15 protein-coding genes are annotated in these 17,266 nt (G+C 75.6%); 9 read left to right on the top strand and 6 right to left on the bottom strand.

What is annotated here, in order from left to right:
• Positions 1 to 118: 118 nt before the first annotated feature.
• From KBZ10_RS26085 to KBZ10_RS30165, 3 genes are read right to left on the bottom strand one after another with little or no spacing between them, the layout of a single operon-like run.
• Positions 119 to 907 (bottom strand): SDR family NAD(P)-dependent oxidoreductase, encoded by a 789-nt coding sequence (locus KBZ10_RS26085; protein ID WP_210990188.1) that lies wholly within the window; start codon positions 905 to 907, stop codon positions 119 to 121.
• Between the two features lie 46 nt (positions 908 to 953).
• On the bottom strand, positions 954 to 1,094 hold the full coding sequence (locus KBZ10_RS26080; RefSeq protein WP_210990187.1) for a hypothetical protein: 141 nt from the start codon (positions 1,092 to 1,094) through the stop codon (positions 954 to 956).
• Positions 1,079 to 1,213: a hypothetical protein gene (locus KBZ10_RS30165; RefSeq protein WP_282107887.1), complete on the bottom strand. Its 135-nt coding sequence runs from the start codon at positions 1,211 to 1,213 to the stop codon at positions 1,079 to 1,081. Before KBZ10_RS30165 ends, KBZ10_RS26080 begins: the two co-directional genes overlap by 16 nt.
• 273 nt (positions 1,214 to 1,486) lie before the next feature.
• On the opposite strand from KBZ10_RS30165, the gene KBZ10_RS26075 reads away from it, so the two are divergent.
• The 4 genes from KBZ10_RS26075 (at position 1,487) to KBZ10_RS26060 (ending at position 5,201) form a co-directional block, all read left to right on the top strand.
• On the top strand, positions 1,487 to 1,999 hold the full coding sequence (locus tag KBZ10_RS26075; protein ID WP_210990186.1) for a MarR family winged helix-turn-helix transcriptional regulator: 513 nt from the start codon (positions 1,487 to 1,489) through the stop codon (positions 1,997 to 1,999).
• A 154-nt stretch (positions 2,000 to 2,153) separates the two neighbouring features.
• Complete coding sequence (gene pcaC / locus KBZ10_RS26070; protein WP_210990185.1) at positions 2,154 to 3,461, top strand: 4-carboxymuconolactone decarboxylase; 1,308 nt, start codon at positions 2,154 to 2,156, stop codon at positions 3,459 to 3,461.
• 194 nt (positions 3,462 to 3,655) lie between these two features.
• Positions 3,656 to 4,300, top strand: coding sequence for an MBL fold metallo-hydrolase (locus KBZ10_RS26065; protein WP_210990184.1), 645 nt, complete (start codon positions 3,656 to 3,658; stop codon positions 4,298 to 4,300).
• A 121-nt stretch (positions 4,301 to 4,421) separates the two neighbouring features.
• Positions 4,422 to 5,201, top strand: a complete 780-nt coding sequence (locus KBZ10_RS26060; protein ID WP_210990183.1) for an exodeoxyribonuclease III — start codon at positions 4,422 to 4,424, stop codon at positions 5,199 to 5,201.
• Between the two features lie 12 nt (positions 5,202 to 5,213).
• On the opposite strand, the gene KBZ10_RS26055 is transcribed toward KBZ10_RS26060, so the two are convergent.
• A complete protein-coding gene (locus KBZ10_RS26055) occupies positions 5,214 to 7,085 on the bottom strand; it encodes an SGNH/GDSL hydrolase family protein (RefSeq protein ID WP_210990182.1) in 1,872 nt (623 codons plus the stop codon).
• A gap of 208 nt (positions 7,086 to 7,293) precedes the next feature.
• Here KBZ10_RS26055 and KBZ10_RS26050 point away from each other — a divergent pair, with 208 nt between their 5' ends.
• Positions 7,294 to 7,746: a DUF6278 family protein gene (locus KBZ10_RS26050; protein ID WP_210990181.1), complete on the top strand. Its 453-nt coding sequence runs from the start codon at positions 7,294 to 7,296 to the stop codon at positions 7,744 to 7,746.
• Positions 7,747 to 7,902: 156 nt separating this feature from the next.
• Here the strand turns inward: KBZ10_RS26050 and KBZ10_RS26045 are convergent, their stop codons facing one another.
• A complete protein-coding gene (locus KBZ10_RS26045) occupies positions 7,903 to 9,525 on the bottom strand; it encodes an alpha/beta fold hydrolase (protein WP_210990180.1) in 1,623 nt (540 codons plus the stop codon).
• Between the two features lie 277 nt (positions 9,526 to 9,802).
• Positions 9,803 to 10,558 carry a hypothetical protein gene (locus KBZ10_RS26040; protein WP_210990179.1) on the bottom strand — a complete coding sequence of 252 codons (756 nt, stop codon included), beginning with the start codon at positions 10,556 to 10,558 and terminating at the stop codon, positions 9,803 to 9,805.
• A 642-nt stretch (positions 10,559 to 11,200) separates the two neighbouring features.
• Here KBZ10_RS26040 and ggt point away from each other — a divergent pair.
• From ggt to KBZ10_RS26020, 4 genes are all read left to right on the top strand, one after another.
• The gene (gene ggt, locus KBZ10_RS26035) at positions 11,201 to 13,174 is read left to right on the top strand and encodes a gamma-glutamyltransferase (RefSeq protein ID WP_210990178.1); all 1,974 of its coding nucleotides are present in this window, start codon (positions 11,201 to 11,203) and stop codon (positions 13,172 to 13,174) included.
• 244 nt (positions 13,175 to 13,418) lie between these two features.
• Positions 13,419 to 13,799, top strand: coding sequence for a PPOX class F420-dependent oxidoreductase (locus tag KBZ10_RS26030; RefSeq protein WP_210990177.1), 381 nt, complete (start codon positions 13,419 to 13,421; stop codon positions 13,797 to 13,799).
• Positions 13,800 to 14,104: 305 nt separating this feature from the next.
• On the top strand, positions 14,105 to 15,568 hold the full coding sequence (locus tag KBZ10_RS26025) for a hypothetical protein (protein WP_210990176.1): 1,464 nt from the start codon (positions 14,105 to 14,107) through the stop codon (positions 15,566 to 15,568).
• Positions 15,569 to 16,222: 654 nt separating this feature from the next.
• On the top strand, positions 16,223 to 17,092 hold the full coding sequence (locus KBZ10_RS26020; RefSeq protein ID WP_210990175.1) for an inositol monophosphatase: 870 nt from the start codon (positions 16,223 to 16,225) through the stop codon (positions 17,090 to 17,092).
• Positions 17,093 to 17,266: the final 174 nt, after the last annotated feature.

Genomic DNA, 17,266 nt, shown 5'->3' with positions numbered 1-17,266 from the left:
CACGCCACCGACTCGTTCGCAAAACAGGCACACCAGCGGTCAAAGGCACGCAAGAAGAAGGGGTACTGGGTCGGACGGGGCCCGGTTCGGGGGGCCGCAGGCGGTTCTTCCGCGAGGATCAGGGGCCGACGTGGGGGGCGCGCGCGGCGGAGGAGCCGTCGCGGACGACCTCGCCCGTCAGGTTTCCGTTGGCTCCCGAGCCGAGGAAGACGACCAGCTTGGCGACGTCGTCGGCGTCGGAGAGACGGCGGGTGGGGGTGCCGGCGGCGAGCTTGTCGGTGACGGCCTCGGGGATGGGCGGACGGCTGTCGGTCAGGGTGAAGCCGGGGGCCACCACATTGACGAGGATGCCGTCCCGGCCGCCCTCCCAGGCCAGGCCGCGGGCGAGACCGTGGAGGCCGGACTTCGCGGTGCCGTACGGTCCGGGACCGGGCAGGCCCTCCTCGGCGACGCTGGAGGAGATCAGGACGATCCGGCCCCAGCCCCGGGAGCGCATGCTCGGCAGGACGGCGCGGGCCTGGGCGGCGGCACCGATCAGATTGGCGCCGATCATGGCCTGCCACTCCTCGAGCGGCACGTCCTCGAAGCGGACGCTCGGGTCCGGCGGGCCGTCGCCGCCCCAGCGCACGGCGTTGGCCACGAGTACGTCGATGCCGCCCCAGTGCCCGATGACCGTCCGGGCTGCCTCCTCGACGGTGGCCAGGTCCTCCAGGTCGAGCCGGACCACGAGGGCCTGACCGCCGGCGGCCTCGAGCTCGGAGGCGACTTGCTCCGCCTTCTCCAGGCTGCTGCGGTAGGTGACGGCGACCCGGGCGCCCTCCTGGCCGTAGGCCCGGGCGGTGGCGGCGCCGATACCGGTCGAGGCGCCGGTGACCAGGACCACGCGGTCCTTGAGTGCGGTGTCCATCGTGCGGGGTGTCCTCTCTGACGGAAGTGCGGTGTGACCGGGCGGTTCAGGCCGCCGAGGGCTCGGCGGGGACCCGGGTGGCCGGCGCCTCGACCGCGTCCGGGGCGGCGGCCCGGGACGTCTCGTGCGCGTCGCGGACCTGGGCCGGGAACGGCATGACCGGGGCGTGGGTCAGCTTCGTGTGCACGAACTCACGTCCTCCGGCCCGAGCGCCTTGACGGAGGCGCGCAGGCAGGGCTCCTGGAAGTCGAACTGCTCCCGCGGGGTGCCGGGGCCGGGGGCGCCGCCGCGGGCGCTGAGGATCACGACGGACTTCCCCGCCGGCGGGAGCCGGGGCAGGGGCAGCAGGTCCCGGCAGGTGCAGGTGCAGGTGCAGGTGCCCTCCGGGTGGGCCGCCTCCAGTGGTCGACGAAGGCCGCGCCGAGTTCCCGGGAGAACGAGTCACTCCGGGCGCCGGCGTCCAGATGCAGCAGATGCGCCACAGCATTCCTTTCCAGGCAAGAAGATCTGAAGTCCAGAACAGGCTAGCTTCAAATGATCTGAGGTCAAGACGATTTGGGTTTTTGCTATTCTGCTGGCATGTCCCTCACCAGTCCCACCGACGAGCAGCCCTCGGACAGCCGGCTCCACGGCGATCTGCACTGGGTGTTCGCCCGGCTCAAGCAGGGGCTCGCCACCGCTGAGACGCCCGTTGTGCGCGAGCACGGCATGAGCCTGTGGGGCTACACCGTGCTGATGGCCATCGTCGACACGCCCGCGAGAAGCCAGCTCGCCCTCGCCCAGGCCGTCTCCGTCGACAAGAGCAAGCTCGTCCTCGTCCTCGACGAACTGGAGGCGGCGGCGCTGGTCCGCCGCCGCCCCGACCCGGCCGACCGCCGGGCCCGGATCGTCGAGGCGACGGCCGCGGGCCGGAGCGCCCTCGACGCCGCCCGCAAGGACATCGAGGCGATCGAGGGCAACCTGCTCGACGACCTGGATCCCCCGTCCCGGGATCTGCTGCGCACCGTCCTGCGGCGGCTGGCCGGCGCCCCGGTCGCCCGGATCGAGGACGGGCGGCAGGCCGACAACGCCTGCGTGCCGCCCCCGTCCTGAGGGTTCACGCCCGCAGGACCCGCCGGGCCCGGAGAATTCGGCAGGGACCCGCGAGGCGAGGCCGACCGCGCCGAGCCGCCGTGGCGGGGGGACGGCGGCCGCAAGGGATGTCCCGGCCATGTGGGATCCCGTGCGACATGAGAGAGTCGGCGGAGTGAGCGAGTCACCACCGAACCCCCTGCACTACCGCTGTGACGGCCCGGAAGACGCCCCGGTACTGATCCTCGGCCCGGCCCTCGGCACCACCTGGCACATGTGGGACCGGCAGATTCCCGAACTGAGCGAGCACTGGCGCGTCATCCGCTTCGATCTGCCCGGGCACGGCGGCGCGCCGGCGCATCCCGCCGGCTCCGTCTCCGACCTCGCCGACCGCCTTCTGGCCGCCCTCGACGCCCTGGGCGTCGACCGCTTCGGCTACGCGGGCTGCGCGCTCGGCGGCGCCGTCGGTGCCGAGCTGGCCCTCCGCGACCCGCACCGCGTCGCCTCACTCGCTCTCGTCTCCGCGGCTGCCCGCTTCGGGACGGCCGACGAGCACCGGCAGCGTGGTGTCATCGTCCGCACCAACGGGCTGGACCCCATCGCACGCTCGGCGCCCGAGCGCTGGTTCACCCCCGGCTTCGCGGCCGCGCAGCCCGCGATCGTCGAGTGGTCCGTGCAGATGGTGCGGACCACCGACCCCGGCTGCTACATCGCCGCCTGCGAGGCCCTGGCGACCTTCGACGTGCGCAGGGAACTCGGCCGGATCGGCGTGCCGACGCTCGTGCTCTCCGGGTCCGAGGACCGGGTGACCTCGCCCGCCGACGCCCGTGTCCTCGTCGCCGGGATCCCCGACGCGCGGCTCGCGCTGGTGCCCGGCACCTCCCACCTGGTGCCCGTGGAGCAGCCGTCCGCCGTCACCGACCTGCTGGTACGGCACTTCGCCGGCTCCTGGCCGGGCGCCGGCGACCGCGCGGCCGGCGCCGTGCCGCCCGCCGCGTCCGCCGACCGGCGGGCCATCGCCACCCCGCCGCCCGGAGCCCGTACCGGCCCCATCGGGGAGATCGCCCCGGCGGAGATCCCCGCGGAGACGGCGGCCGGCCGGCCCGACCCGTACGAGCCGGGGATGAAGGTGCGGCGCGAGGTACTGGGCGACGCCCACGTGGATCGGGCGATCGAGACCACCGACGAGTTCACGGCCGACTTCCAGGAGTTCATCACCCGCTACGCCTGGGGCGAGGTGTGGACTCGCCCCGGCATCGACCGGCGCACCCGCAGTGTCATCACGCTCACCGCGCTCGTCGCCGGCGGCCACCACGACGAGCTGGCCTTCCACACCCGGGCCGCGCTCCGCAACGGGCTGACTCCCGCGGAGATCAAGGAGGTTCTGCTGCAGACGGCGGTCTACTGCGGGGTGCCGGCGGCCAACTCCGCGTTCAAGGTGGCGCGTGAGGTGATCCTGCAGGAGACCACCCCGCCGGTGTAGCAGGATGACCGGCGGCAAGGCGGCAAGGCGGCAAGGCGGCAAGGCGGCAAGGCGGCAAGGGCCGCGGGGCCGCAACGCGACCGGCGGAGGGGCAGGCGGTGCCGGGCCGCCGCCACCCCCACCACCGCCGGGCGCCCGGCAGCAGCGAGGCGCTGAGGCGCCGAGGCACACCGTACGGACAGGAGGAGCGACCAGTGCAGCTCACCAAGAAGGGCCACGCCTGCATTCGGCTGGAGAAGGAGGGCCGGACGCTCGTCATCGACCCGGGCGGCTTCAGCGAGCCCGACGCGGCGGTCGGGGCGGAGGCGGTGCTCGTCACCCACGAGCATCCCGACCACTTCGCCGAGGACCGGCTGCGGGCCGCCCTGGAGGCCAACCCGGAGGCGCGGATCTGGACGCTCGACAGCGTGGCGCGGCAGCTCACCGCGGCGTTCCCCGGCCGGGTGCACACCGTGGGCCACGGGGACACCTTCACCGCGGCCGGGTTCGAGGTCGAGGTGCACGGCGAACTGCACGCCGTGATCCACCCGGACATCCCGCGGGTCACCAACGTCGGCTACCTGTTGGACGGTTCGGTGTTCCACCCCGGGGACGCGCTGACCGTGCCCGGCCGCCCGGTGGACACCCTGATGCTGCCGGTGCACGCGCCGTGGAACAAGGTCGCCGAGATCATCGACTACGTCCGCGAGGTCCGGCCGCGGCAGGCGATCGACGTCCACGACGGCCTGCTCTCCGCACAGGCCCGGCCGATCTACGACCGGATGCTCGGCCCGGGCGGCCCCGGTGTGGCCGGGGCGGAGCACAGCCGGCTGGATCCCGGCGGCAGCCTCGGACTCTGAGCGGCCGGCCCGGACCCCGGGCGGCGGATCACGGCGGCTTCCGGCGGCTTGCGGTGGTGGGCCCGGGGCGGCGGCTCCCGGCTGGCCATGACTGTCGGCGGTGCCGGGTAGATTCGGTGCCATGCGCATCGCGACCTGGAACGTCAATTCGATCACTGCCCGGCTGCCCCGGCTGCTGGCCTGGCTGGAGAGCAGCGGCACCGACGTGCTGTGCGTCCAGGAGACCAAGTGCACCGACGAGCAGTTTCCCCGCGAGCAGCTGCGGGAGCTGGGCTACGAGTCCGCGGTCAACGCCGACGGGCGGTGGAACGGCGTGGCCCTGGTCTCCCGGGTGGGCCTGGAGGACGTCACCTCCGGCCTCCCCGGCGACCCGGGCTACGACGGCACGACGGAGCCCCGCGCCATAGCGGCCACCTGCGGCCCGGTGCGTCTCTGGTCGGTCTACGTCCCCAACGGCCGCGAGGTGGGCCACGACCACTACGCCTACAAGCTGCGCTGGCTGGAGGCGCTGCGCGCGGCGGTCGCGGCGGACGCCGCGGGGGAACGCCCCTTCGCGGTCCTCGGGGACTACAACGTCGCGCCGGCCGACGAGGACGTCTACGACCGTTCCCTCTTCGAGGGCTCCACGCACGTCACCGAGCCGGAGCGGGCAGCCCTGGCCGCCCTGCGCGGCACGGGCCTGTCCGACGTCGTCCCCCGCCCGCTGAAGTACGAGCACCCGTACACCTACTGGGACTACCGCCAGCTCTGCTTCCCGAAGAACCGCGGTATGCGGATCGACCTGGTCTACGGCAACGCGGCCCTGGCGGGCGCCGTCAAGGACGCCTACGTCGACCGTGAGGAGCGCAAGGGCAAGGGGGCCTCGGACCACGCCCCGGTGGTCGTCGACCTGGACGTCTGAGCCCCGGCCGGCTCACCGGCGGCGCGGTGCCAGCGTCCGCAGGTCGATCGAGCCGGCCAGCGCCCGGAGGCCCGCGTGGCCGGGGTGGAGTCCGTCGCCGCTGTCGTAGGCCGGCAGCATCCGGGCGGGCTGTGCGGGGTCGCGGAGCACCTCGTCGAAGTCGAGCAGCGCGTCGAACGGCCCGCCGTTCTCCCGCGTCCCCCGCTCGCGCAGATAGGTGTTGACGGCCGTCCGGCGGGCGTCCACCTCGGGCGTGCAGTCGTGGTAGCCCCCGCAGGGTGTCAGGGTCGCCGCCACGGCGCGCAGCCCGCGGGCCCGCACCCGCTCCCCGATGGCGCGCAGCCCGTCGATCACCTCCTCGGGCGGGGTGTCCCAGCGCACGTCGTTGATGCCCTCGAAGACGACGACCGTGCGGGCGGAGGTCTGCGCGAAGGCGTCCCGCTCCAGCCGGTGCTGAGCGCTGACGCCGGCGGTGTCCCGGTCGACGCCCTCTCCCGGATAGCGGTCGGTCACGATGCGGTTGGCGGAGATGCCCTGGTTGAGCACCCCGTACCGGGGCACGTCGTCCTGCGCGAGGAAGCGCCGCGCCAGCACGTCCGGCCAGCGCCGGTTGCCGCCCTCCTCCGAGTGGTTGCCGTCGGTGATGGAGTCGCCGAGCACGACCACGGACCCGGGGCCGCCGCGCACATCCACCCCGGTCAGGAAGGGGTAGGTGGTGAGGGAGCCGGTGAACGCCGCGCCGTCGGCGTCCCCGGTGCGGTCGCCGCTGCGCTGCTCGCTGAGGTAGGAGCGCTGGATGGCCTTGGTGTGCACCGGCACGGCCGTCACCGTCTCCGGCAGATGGAAGCTGACCAGCAGATTCGTGGCGGCGGGCACGGAGAAGCGCAGCGGGTCGCTCCACGCCTGCGCACCGGCCGGGATCTCGGTGCCGGACCGCCCGCCGAAGGTCAGCCGCGCCGGTTCGCCGCGGGGCTCCGCGCCCTCCCGCTGGACGGCGGCCGTGGCGCCGCCGATGCGCACCGGGGTGTCCGCGAAGGTGTTGCTCAGCCGGATCCGGAGCCCCCGCCCGCCGGTGCTGGTGTGCACGACGAGCCGCAGCGTGCGGTCGGTCCACGGCCCGACCCGGGCGTAGCCGCCGACGGCCCGGGACCAGCTGCCGGACCAGCCGTCGTCCGTCTCGCGCACCGAGGCCGCGAAGACGTGCAGATCGGTCTCCGGCCCGGGGTCGCGGGGCAGCGTCACGGAGGCGACGGCCCGGCCGCGCTCCGCGGGGACCGTCACCGCGTACAGCCGGGCCTTCTCCGCGCGCTGCCCGTCCGGGGTGTTGACGTGGGGAAGGGTGACGGCCCTGGTCGCGGCCGGCCCGGAGCGCCAGTCGGGGGCGGTCAGCGTGAAGGTGCTGCTCGTGCCGTCCCGGTAGCGGAGGGTGCCGCTGCCGCTCGCGGTGCCGCCGGTGCCGGCGACGAGGAAGGTGACCGCGCCCCCGCGCCCCCTCAGGGCCATGGACTGGCCGTCGGCCCGGACGTTGTCGGGCTCTCCCGGGGCGGAACGCGGCCAGGTCAGCCGGGCCGCGTCCAGTGTGAGGGAGCGGCCCGGGGTCCAGCCGGCGGCGTGCAGGTCGCCGGCGGAGAGGGAGTGGCCCGCGCCGTCGAAGTCCGCGCGGTCCGGGCGGGCGTCGTCGCTGACCGCGGTGTTGTCGAAGAGCCGGTGCAGGGGGAGCGGGCGGGAGGCGGCGGGCGTCCGCCCGGCGGGGCCGGCCAGGGCCGGGGTGCCCGTGAGGACGAGGGAGAGGCTGGTGAGGAGCACCGTGCCCCAGCGTCCGGGAGGTGCGGTCCGGCGCGCCCGTCCGGACGCTGCTTCCCGGCGTGCCCTGGACCTCGGCATCGGCGACCAACCCCATCAGTGGCGACAACGACGGCGACGGCGCTCGCACGGCCGCGGGCGGGGCGCGGGCGCGGGCGCGCAGCAGCGATACGACAGGTGCCGGATGAAGCCCCGGAGAGTCCAGGATGACATCGGTGCGAACAATCGGCCAGATGGGGACCGCGCGCCCTGTGGCATCCGGGTGGTCACGGGTGTCACGCTGACCGGTATGGAGATCCCTTTTCTGGGCACATGGCGCAAGCGGCGGGGGGCGGGCCACGGAGTGGGATTACGGAGCCCGGCCGGAGAGTTGTGGGGTGAGGAGGGGGAGGGACCGGCGGAACTGCTCGCGGAATGCGAGCTGTTGCGCGCGCGGGCGGAGATGTCGGGCATCGAACTCGACGGCAGCCCCGCCTCGTTGGCGGCGCTCGACCAGATGCTGCCGCGCCGGCGCGACGACCCCGAGGAGCTGGCCCGGCTGGGCAACGACGCCGGCCTCTACCTGGGCACGGTCGTGGTCCGCACGGTGCCCGGCGCGCGGTGGCAACTGTGGCCGGGTGTCGGGCCGATGGTGCGGCTCCCGTCGGGGCGGGAGCTGGACGCGGTGGGCAAGGGCGTCGACTGGGCGGTCAGCGGGGCGCCCGAGCTGTCGCAGGTGTACGCGGAGGCGGCCGAACTCTGACCCGCGCCGCCGGGGAGCGGTCCACCGGTTCCGCCGAACCGGCGGACCGCTCCCCCGGGGCCCCGCCCCGCCGGGTGAGGGCCCGGCCGGACGGGAGTCCGCGGAGGGGCGCGCCGCCGCGGGCAGGCGCGCCGCGCCGCTGCCGTACGGCAGCGGTCAGTCCCGCAGGGGCACCGAGACGTACGAGGGGTCGCCGGCGGGTGAGGAGAAGGTGAGGTCCGCCCAGCTCGGATTGTGTTCGATGTAGAGCGGGTCGACGGAGTCGACGACCACGGCCAGCCGGTGCCCGGCGGGCACGTCGTACGCGGTGGAGTACAGCTCCAGGTCCACCGTGAACGGCTTGCCGGGGGTGCGGTCGTGGAACGTGACGGGCGCGTGGGTGACGAGCTTGCCGAGGCCCAGCGGGCCGACGGAGTAGAGGTAGGCGATGGCCGTACCGCTGGACTTGTCGCTGGTGACGGTGGTGTGCAGCTTCACGGTGCCCCGGATGCGCTGTTCGGTCGGGTAGCGCTCCGACTGCCAGACGGCGGCCAGGGAGCGGGGCAGCAGCGGGATGGAGGCCATCGGCGGGAGCCGGAAGAACTGGTCCAGGATGCTGGAGAGCATGAGGGTGCCGCCGTTGGCCCCGGAGTCGATGTTGGTGTTGATGTGCTGGGTGGTGCTCAGCGCGATCCGCTCCGTCTTCGACGGGACGGACTTCCAGTCGGCGTAGCTCTCGTAGGCGCCGGTGGAGCGGGACTTGAGCCGGACCGGCAGTTCGCGGTCGACGCCGTTGTCCTCGCCCTTGAGGTGGTGGTCGAGCCAGCGGTGGGCGCTGGTCCAGGCGTCGTTGGGCAGTCCGAGGAGGCCGGTGGCCTCCGCGGTGGCGTGGTCGCCGGGGCGGAACTCCAGCCGCTTGGGGACGGTCAGCTTCTCGAAGAAGTCGGCGTACTGGTTGGGCGGGAAGATCGAGTCGCCCCAGGCGTTGCCGAGCATGACGGCCGCGCCGTTCGCGTTGATCCGGTCGAGGTAGGTGGCGGGAGAGCGCTTCTTCCCCCAGGCGAGCATGGACTCCTCCTGGGAGAGGTCGGAGGAGAAGAAGCCCTTCAGCACGGTCTCCAGCTCCTCGCTCGGGCGGCCGGTGAGGTAACCGGAGCCGGTGAGCAGCGCGGCGGACTGGAGGTGCTGGGTCCGGCCGCTGTAGATGGAGTCGATCAGATCGGCCCAGCCGCTGAGCGCGACGACGGCCTTGACGCGGTCGTCGAACCCGGCCGTCAGCAGCCCGATCCCCGCTCCGTACGAGACCCCCGCCATGCCGACGGCGTCCGGGTCGGCGGGGGTGTTGGCCAGGGCCCAGTCGATGACCTTGGACGCGTCCCCGATGTCCTCGGGGCCGGCCACCTCGATCTCGCCGCCCGACTGCCAGAAGCCGCGGGAGTTGTAACTGAGCACCACATAGCCGTCGTCGGCCAGCCGCTGGGCCTGGGCGAGGTACTCGATCTGCGGCATCGACCAACTGGTGGGCAGGACGACGAGGGGGTAGCGCCGGGAGCCGTCGCCGCCGGACGGCGTGACGACGTTCGCGGCGAGCTTGGTACCGCCGTGGCCGGCGATCTCGACGAACCGGACGGTGGGGGAGGAGAGAGCCGTGTCGGCCGTGAGGGAGGAGGCGGGGGCGGTGGGTTCGGCCGCCCGGGCGGGGGCGACGGGGGCGAGGGAGAGGGCGGTGCCGGCGAGCAGGGCGGCCGAGGCCACGCCGGCAGTGGAGGCACGCAGGGGCTTGCGACGCGGGTGTCCCATGGGGGTCAGCTCCTGACATCGGTGCCGGGTGGGTGAGGCCCGGCACGCGAACATGCGGAAGTGACTCGACGGTAACCTCTGGATTTACCGGGGGTAATAGGCGGGAGAGTTACGCGACGGTAACAATGCGGCCGTCCGGGCTGAGGACGGGAGCGGCCGGTGTCCCGTCAGCCGGCCGACGCGGGCTGCCTCCTTCACCTCGCCGACCGGCAGGTCACCAACCGGCCGTACCCGGCCCGGCCCCGGCCGGTGAACGGCGGGCCGGGCCCCCGTGCGGTCAGCCGCTCGCCGCCCGGCGGGAGGCGCGGGGCCCCGGAACGGGGGCGGGCGTGGTGGCCGCCTCCGTCACATCGGCCACCAGCTCGACCATGTCGGGGCCGTAGGCCGCCGAGTTGACCACCTTCAGCAGCAGGACGAACGTGCTGTCGCCGTACTTGCGGGCCAGCTTGGCGTGGTGCCGCGCCAGATAGCGCACCGCCGCCTGGTTGGCGATCGAGTGCTGACCGCTGGCCAGGAACACCGGCCGCTTCTTCTCCTCGGCGGTGAGCCGCGCCACGATCACGTACTCCACCCGGCCCGGCTCCCAGCGGTACCGCTCGGTGCCGACCTTGAAGGAGCCGCGGTCCGGGCCCGGCTCCGGGTCGGTGTTCACCGAGATCCCCGGCAGCATCGAGTACAGATGGGCGGCCATCCGCTGGTTCGACACCGGGCCGCCGATGCAGAACTCCGTGCGGTCGCCGAAGCCCTGCTGTGCCGTGTCGTGGGCGACGATCTGGGCGTGCGCCTCGCAGTCCTTGATGAGCGCGGAGAGCTCCAGCAGCGCGAACACGTCGCGCCGGGCGACGGTCCAGTCGCTCGCCCCCGCGGACCGGTTGACCACCAGCAGGCACTCGGAGTTGGTCGGCAGCCCGAAGAAGCGCTGCTTGCGGCGGAGGGTGCGGCGCCACAGATAGGTCCGGGCGAACCAGCCGATGGACGCGCTGAGGCCGGTGCCGATCACGCCGAGGACGAGGTTGCGCACATCGTCGTTCATGGCCGGGGATCGTAGCGCCGCGACGCATCCGTGTTCGAGCCCGGCGGGTGAAGTGGTGGCCGGGCCCGGTCGGAGGCGCGGCTTCTGGCCCGCCGGTGATGTGGCGGTCGGGCTCGGTGGGGGTGCGGTGTTCTGTCCGGCCCGGTGGGAGCGTGCCCGTCGGGGCCCGGTGGGGGGTGCGCTGTTCGAGTCCGGTGGAGGGTGCCTCCCCGGTGGCGTGTTTCGGGGCGGCGGTGACGGACCGTGAGTCGCGAGGCGCGGCCATGGGGGAGAAGACGGGAACATGGGAGACCGGGCCGTGGAGGCGGCGGGGTGGCGGGGCGGCGGGCGCGCGGCGCTGCTGACGGGCACCGGGCGGCGCGGTTAGGCTGCCGCGAACCACCGCAGCGGGACGCGTGGTTGGGGCCGCCCGTACGACGGTGCCCGCGCGGCCGTGCGCCGGGCCGCACGGCTGCGCCGGTCGCTGTGGCCGACGCCCGCACCCACACCCGTGTCCGTGTCCGTGTCCGTGTCCGTGAATCCGCTCCGTGCTCCCCGGCCGCGCCCGCGTCCGGGCCCGGCCCGTATCGGATCCGAATCGCCCCGCAGCCGTCCCGTTCCCGTGCTCCCGTCGTACCCGCGTTCGTGCCGATGGAGGTCCGCATGACCCGTCCCGCCGCCGTACGGAGTCTGCCGCTGCTCGCCGCCGTGGCGGCCGTCCTGTCCACGGCGGCAGCCGTGCCACCGACGGAGGCGGGGACGGGGGTGGTGCCGGCCGCCGCCCCGCACGCCGGGACACCCGCCGGGACACCCGCCGGGACACCCGCCGGGACACCCGCCGGGACACCCGCCGGGACACCCGCCGGGACACCCGCCGGGACACCCGCCGGGACACCCGCCGGGACACCCGCCGGGACACCCGCCAAGAGGCCCGTCGCCACCGGCTACGGCGGGGCCGTCGCCAGCGTCGACGCGGACGCCTCGGCGGCCGGCATCGAGATCCTGCGGCGCGGCGGCAACGCGGTGGACGCGGCCGTCGCGACCGCGGCCGCGCTCGGCGTCACCGAGCCCTACTCCGCCGGCATCGGCGGCGGGGGCTATTTCGTGTACTACGACGCGAAGCGGCGCTCCGTGCACACCGTCGACGGCCGCGAGACCGCCCCGCGCACGGCCGACGAGACCCTCTTCCTCGGCGAGGACGGCGCACCGCTCCCCTTCGGGGAGGCCGTCACCAGCGGCCTCTCCGTCGGCACCCCCGGCACGGCCGCCACCTGGGACACCGCCCTCGGCGCCTGGGGCAGCACGTCCCTCCGCGACGTGCTGCGGCCCGCCCAGCGGATCGCCCGGCACGGCTTCACCGTCGACGCGACCTTCCGGCAGCAGACCGCCGACAACGAGGAGCGCTTCCGGGACTTCCCTGCCTCCGCCGAGCTGTTCCTGCCCGGCGGCGAGCCGCCCGCCGTCGGCTCCACCCTCCGCAATCCCGATCTCGCCCGCACCTACGCCGCGCTGGCCCGCGGTGGCGGCCGGGCGCTGTACCGGGGCGAACTGGCCCGCGACATCGCGGACACCGTCCGCCGCCCCCCGGTGCGCCCCGGCGCCGGCCGCGATCCGCGGCCCGGCGACCTGACCACCGCCGATCTGCGGGAGTACCGGACGAAGCGCCAGGCGCCGTCCCGCACCGCGTACCGGGGACTGGACGTGTACGGCATGGCGCCGTCCTCGTCCGGCGGCACCACCGTCGGCGAGGCGCTCAACATCCTGGAGAGCACCGGCCCCGTGGCGGCGGACGAGCGGCGCCGTCTGCACCGGCTGATCGAGGCGAGCCGGCTGGCCTTCGCCGACCGGGGCCGCTGGGTCGGCGACCCGGCGTTCGAGGACGTCCCGGCGCGGGGGCTGCTGTCGCAGCGCTTCGCCGACTCCCGGGCCTGCCTGATCCGGGATGACGCGGTGCTCACCAGCCCGGTGGCGCCCGGCGATCCGCGCGACCCGGCCGCCTGCCGCGCGGGCGGCGCGGCGGCGCCGACGCCGTACGAGGGGGAGAGCACCACGCATCTCACCACGGCCGACCGCTGGGGCAACGTCGTCGCGTACACCCTCACCATCGAGCAGACCGGCGGCAGCGGCATCACCGTCCCCGGCCGCGGCTTCCTGCTCAACAACGAGCTGACCGACTTCTCCTTCGCGCCCGCCGCCCCGGGCGTCCCCGACCCGAACCTGCCCGGCCCGGGCAAGCGGCCGCGTTCGTCCATGTCTCCGACGATCGTGCTGGACGCGGACCGCCGGCCGGTCGTGGCTCTCGGGTCGCCGGGCGGATCGACGATCATCACGACCGTGCTGCAGACGCTCACGAACCACCTGGACCACGGGATGCCGCTCGCCGAGGCCATCGCCGCCCCGCGCGTCAGCCAGCGCAACACGGCCACGACGCAGATGGAGCCGGGCCTCTGGGACGACCCGGTGCGGCAGCGGCTGGAGGCCACCGGCCACCGCTTCGCGCGCAACCCGGAGATCGGCGCGGTGACGGGCATCCGGCTGCTGCCCGACGGCCGCTGGCAGGCCGCGGCGGAGAAGGAGCGGCGGGGCGGCGGTTCCGCGATGGTGGTGGACGGCCCCGGGCGGGGGCCCGGGGCGTAGGCCCCGGGGCGGGGGCCCGGTCTCCCGGCCGGGCGGCCCGAGCCGGCCCGGCCGGATCCGGAAGCGCCTTCAGCACCCGGCCTTCGGGCGGACCAGGGAGGGCTCGCCGGAGCCGGCCCGGACGCACGGCTCCCTCCGTGTTCCCGGGTGTCCCGGAGGCTCGCGGAGGCGGGCGCGCGACCGGGGGAGAGGAGGCGGGCCCCGGACGGTCCCATCGTGCGGAATCCGCCCGTAGGGTTGGCGCATGGTCCCCGACGAACTCGCTCGCGCCCGCTACGTCCGGCTGGTGACCCACCGGCGGGACGGCACCCCTGTGCCCACCCCCGTCTGGGCGGCCTCCGACGGAGAGCGGCTCTACGTATGGACGAAGAGCGACACCGGAAAGGTCAAGCGGATCCGCAACAGCGGCCGGGTGACCGTGACGCCGTGCGACGTGCGGGGCCGGGTGGACGAGGGAGCCCGCCCCATTCCGGGTGAGGCACGGCTGCTGGACCCGGCGGGGCTCGTCCGCGTCCGGCGGGCGCTGACCCGCAAGTACGGCTGGCGCTTCCGGATCATCGACGCGGCCGGGGCGCTGGCGCGCCTGGGCAAGCGGCCGCACACGGGGATCGCCGTCACCTTCTGACCGGCCGCGGCCGCCCGGCGGCTCCGACCCCGCCGGGCGGCACGCTGCACCCGGTCCGCCCTCCGGCCCCGGCCGGGACCGGGCCGCGGCCTGGGCTGCTTCCGCTCCCCCCGGGTTTTTCGGGGGCGGCCCATGTTCCGGCGCAGGGGGCGGCGTGTGCACCGCTCCGTCACATCCGGACGAAAAGCGTCCGTAGCGTGGCTGTCACCCCCGCCGAACACACGCGGTGTCCAATGCCACGGAGTGGCACGTACCGCGCGGTCGGGAGAGAGACGCGAGTGACGGACGAACAACGCCCTTCTGCAATGCGGAAGTTCACGCAGGTGCTCGGGGAGCTGGCCGGCGCGCTGGATCCGGCGGGCGGCTGGTACGCGGTCTTCCTGAGACGTGACCCGGAGGGTATGGACGCCTGCTTCCGAGGACGGGAGGTGCTGCCCTGGGACGTGACCGAGGCACTGCTCCAGGACGTCGCGGCGCTGCACGGCATCCCGGCCGCCGAGCAGTTGTACGGGAGGGTGCGCGAGGCCTACCGGCCGGCCGTCGCCGCGTACGACGCCCGTCCGGGCGGCCGGCAGGCGCTGCTGGACCGGCTGGACGCGACGATCCGGGAACGCCGCTACGCGGAGATGCGGCGCCGCAGGCTGGCGGGCGCCGCCCCGGGAAGCGCCCCCGCGGCGGACGGTGGGGCCCGGACCGGCGCCGAACTGGCCTGGGCGGAGGACGACGTGCGCCGGGCCGCGGCCCGCTGCGCGGAGCTCCGCAGACGGCTGGAGGCCCTGGAGACCCCGGACGTCCCGGAAGCGGCCGCCCCGGCGGGACCGGCCGGTGCCGCCCCCGGGAACCCCGAACCGGCCGCCGCCGGGCCCGGGCGCTTCCGGCCCGCCGCGGAGGCGGTCCCCGCCGGCGACGCCGGCCCCGGCACGGCGTCCCCCTCCCCGGCCGGGCAGGGCGGGGCCGCCGCCGGGCGCACCGGTGAGCCGTCGTCCCGTCGCCGGGCGGCGCCGAAGCGGACCACCCGGCCGCGCGGCGCGCGCTTCGCCGGGCTGGAGACGACGGAGACCGAGGAGGACGGGAACACCGGGCCCGCCGTTCCGCCGGTGCTGCCCGGCCCCCCGGCAGCCCCCGCCACCGCACCGCGCGGGGCGCGCTTCGCGGGCGCGTACGGGGCGGGTGACGAGGACAGCGAACGGGGCGAGCGCGCCTCCGCCCGCGACCGGGAGGACCGTGCCGCGGCGCGCGCCGAGGCGCGGGACACGGCGGTGCGGCTGCGCGCCCTGCGGGCCGCCGGCCGCAGCGGCGAGGCGTACGCGCTGCTCTCCGAGGCCGTCTCGCGGCCCCCGGCCCGGCTGCCGCTCCTCGCCGCGGAGCTGGAGCGCGAAGGGCTGGCGGCCGAGGTCGCCACACTGCTGTGGGAGGCCGCCGCACTGCCCCCGCCGGCGCTCGCCGCGACGGCCGGAGCCCTCGCCGACGCCGGACGCGGCGACGACTGCCGGGCCCTGCTCAGCCAGTGCGCGGGCCGGCCCGCGGCCGAGGTGGCGGACACCGCGCTCGCCCTGCGCGCGGCCGGCCGCCACGACGAGACGGCGGTCCTGCTGGGCGGGATGCTCCGGGCCCGTACGGACGAGCACGCGGCCCGGGTGGCGGAAGCCGCTCCGGGCGAACTGGTGCCGCCCCTGCTGGAAGCGGTGGCCGGCTCGCCGCAGCGGTACCGGAACCTCGCGCACGTGCTGCGCGGTGCCGGCCTGCCCGGGATCCCGGACACGGGGTGACGGGCAACCACGCCCGCCCGCCCGGCCGGCCGCTGCCGCCGCTGCCGCCGGTGCGGGCGGCCTGCTCGTCCGGCGGCCGCGCGCGGTCACCCCGGCCCGCCCGCCGTACGGGAAGGTGCGCGGCCGGGGACCGTGACCGGTGCCGAACGTGCCGGGGTCCGGCGGCCCGCCCGCGCCGCGTACCGCCGGGCCCGCCCGCGAACACCCCCGGGCGGAGGGCTGCTCGTCGGCCGGGGGTGTTCGCGCGGGGCAGGTTCCGCGCATCGCGCCGCCGCTCAGCCCGGTGGCCGCCGGGCCGGAGGAGGGCGCGGAGCCGCCCGGGAGCGGCGCCGCGGCGGACGCGGGCGGCCGTGGAGGAGGACCGGCAGCCCTGAACCCGGCACCGTGGGCCCGGCACCGTGGGCCCGGCACCGTGGGCCCGACACCGTGAGCCCGGCACCGTGAACCCGGCCCTGCCCCGGCGCCCGCGAGCCCGTGAGCCCGGCACCGGGCGGGACCGCGGGCCGGGAACCGGGACAGTGCTCCGAGGCGCCCCGCCCGGACGTTCCGTCCCGGTCGCCCACCCGGGCGTTCCCCCGGTGTTCCCCGGCCCGCCGTGCTCCGTGTCCGTGCACTGCGGGCGCGGTGTCCGGGGGGCGTGATTCGATGGACGGCATGATCGATGACATGCCCGCGGAGGAGTGGGCCAAGCTGCTGGACGCCGCTGAACAGGCGGTGCGCGAGGCCGTGGCCGCCGAGGTGATGCCGCGCTTCCGGCAACTGGCCTCGCACGAGATCGACGTGAAGAGCGGGCCGCACGACCTGGTGACGGTCGCCGACCGGCTGGCGGAGGAACGGCTGACCGCGGCGCTGCCCGCGCTGTTGCCGGGCTCCGTCGTCGTCGGTGAGGAGGCCGTGTCCGCGGACCGCGGAGTGCTGGACGCGCTGGAGGGCTCCGCGCCCGTCTGGATCGTCGACCCGGTGGACGGCACCCGTCAGTTCGTCCACGGCGATCCCGGGTTCTCCACCCTGGTCGCGCTCGCCCGCGAGGGGGAGGTGCTGGCCTCCTGGACGTACGCTCCGGCCACCGGGCGGATGGCGGTCGCGGTGAAGGGCGCCGGCGCCCGGCTGGACGGCGAGCCGCTGCGCTGCGGTGCCGCGCAGCCCGGCGAGCTGCTGGAGATCGCCACCTCGCACCCCGACTTCACCTCGCTGGAGGAGGACCGGGCCTTCGCCCGGCTCGTGGTGGACGGGGTGGCGCCCCGGCCGTGCGGCTCGGCGGGGCTGGAGTACCTGCACGTCGCGCAGGGCACGCTGGACGCGGTCGCGTTCGGCTGGGAGAACGCCTGGGACCACGCGGCGGGCCTGCTGCTCGTTGCCGAGGCGGGCGGGGCGAGCGCCACCATGTCGGGTGAGCCGTTCCACCTCGCCGGGGGCAACGCCCTGCCCTTCACGGCCGCCCGGGACGGGCGCACGGCCCGGCGGATCCTGGAGCTGATGCGCGGTTCGGACCTGCCGCGGCGCAAGGACCAGGGGGGCCACTGAACCGGCCCGGCAGCCGGCGGCACCGTACCGTCCGGTGCTCCGCGGCCGGGCGGGCCTATCCTGGCCCCCGGCCGGTAACCGGACCGCCCGCCCATCTCGCTGACGGACCCTCAGCGGGACGGCCGGCGGGCGGTGGCGGCCGGTAACCGCACCAGCGGGCACGCCGCCGGCGAC

This window comes from Streptomyces sp. F63, assembly GCF_018070345.1.
Taxonomy (GTDB): Bacteria; Actinomycetota; Actinomycetes; order Streptomycetales; family Streptomycetaceae; genus Streptomyces.
This window is presented reverse-complemented; position numbering and strand designations above follow the sequence as displayed.

Coding starts and splice junctions, on each gene's coding strand:
- KBZ10_RS26085 (WP_210990188.1), bottom strand. CDS start 907: ATGGACACCGCACTCAAGGACCGCGTGGTCCTGGTCACCGGCGCCTCG.
- KBZ10_RS26075 (WP_210990186.1), top strand. CDS start 1,487: ATGTCCCTCACCAGTCCCACCGACGAGCAGCCCTCGGACAGCCGGCTC.
- KBZ10_RS26060 (WP_210990183.1), top strand. CDS start 4,422: ATGCGCATCGCGACCTGGAACGTCAATTCGATCACTGCCCGGCTGCCC.
- KBZ10_RS26055 (WP_210990182.1), bottom strand. CDS start 7,085: ATGCCGAGGTCCAGGGCACGCCGGGAAGCAGCGTCCGGACGGGCGCGC.
- KBZ10_RS26050 (WP_210990181.1), top strand. CDS start 7,294: ATGGAGATCCCTTTTCTGGGCACATGGCGCAAGCGGCGGGGGGCGGGC.
- KBZ10_RS26045 (WP_210990180.1), bottom strand. CDS start 9,525: ATGGGACACCCGCGTCGCAAGCCCCTGCGTGCCTCCACTGCCGGCGTG.
- KBZ10_RS26040 (WP_210990179.1), bottom strand. CDS start 10,558: ATGAACGACGATGTGCGCAACCTCGTCCTCGGCGTGATCGGCACCGGC.
- ggt (WP_210990178.1), top strand. CDS start 11,201: ATGACCCGTCCCGCCGCCGTACGGAGTCTGCCGCTGCTCGCCGCCGTG.
- KBZ10_RS26030 (WP_210990177.1), top strand. CDS start 13,419: ATGGTCCCCGACGAACTCGCTCGCGCCCGCTACGTCCGGCTGGTGACC.
- KBZ10_RS26025 (WP_210990176.1), top strand. CDS start 14,105: ATGCGGAAGTTCACGCAGGTGCTCGGGGAGCTGGCCGGCGCGCTGGAT.
- KBZ10_RS26020 (WP_210990175.1), top strand. CDS start 16,223: ATGATCGATGACATGCCCGCGGAGGAGTGGGCCAAGCTGCTGGACGCC.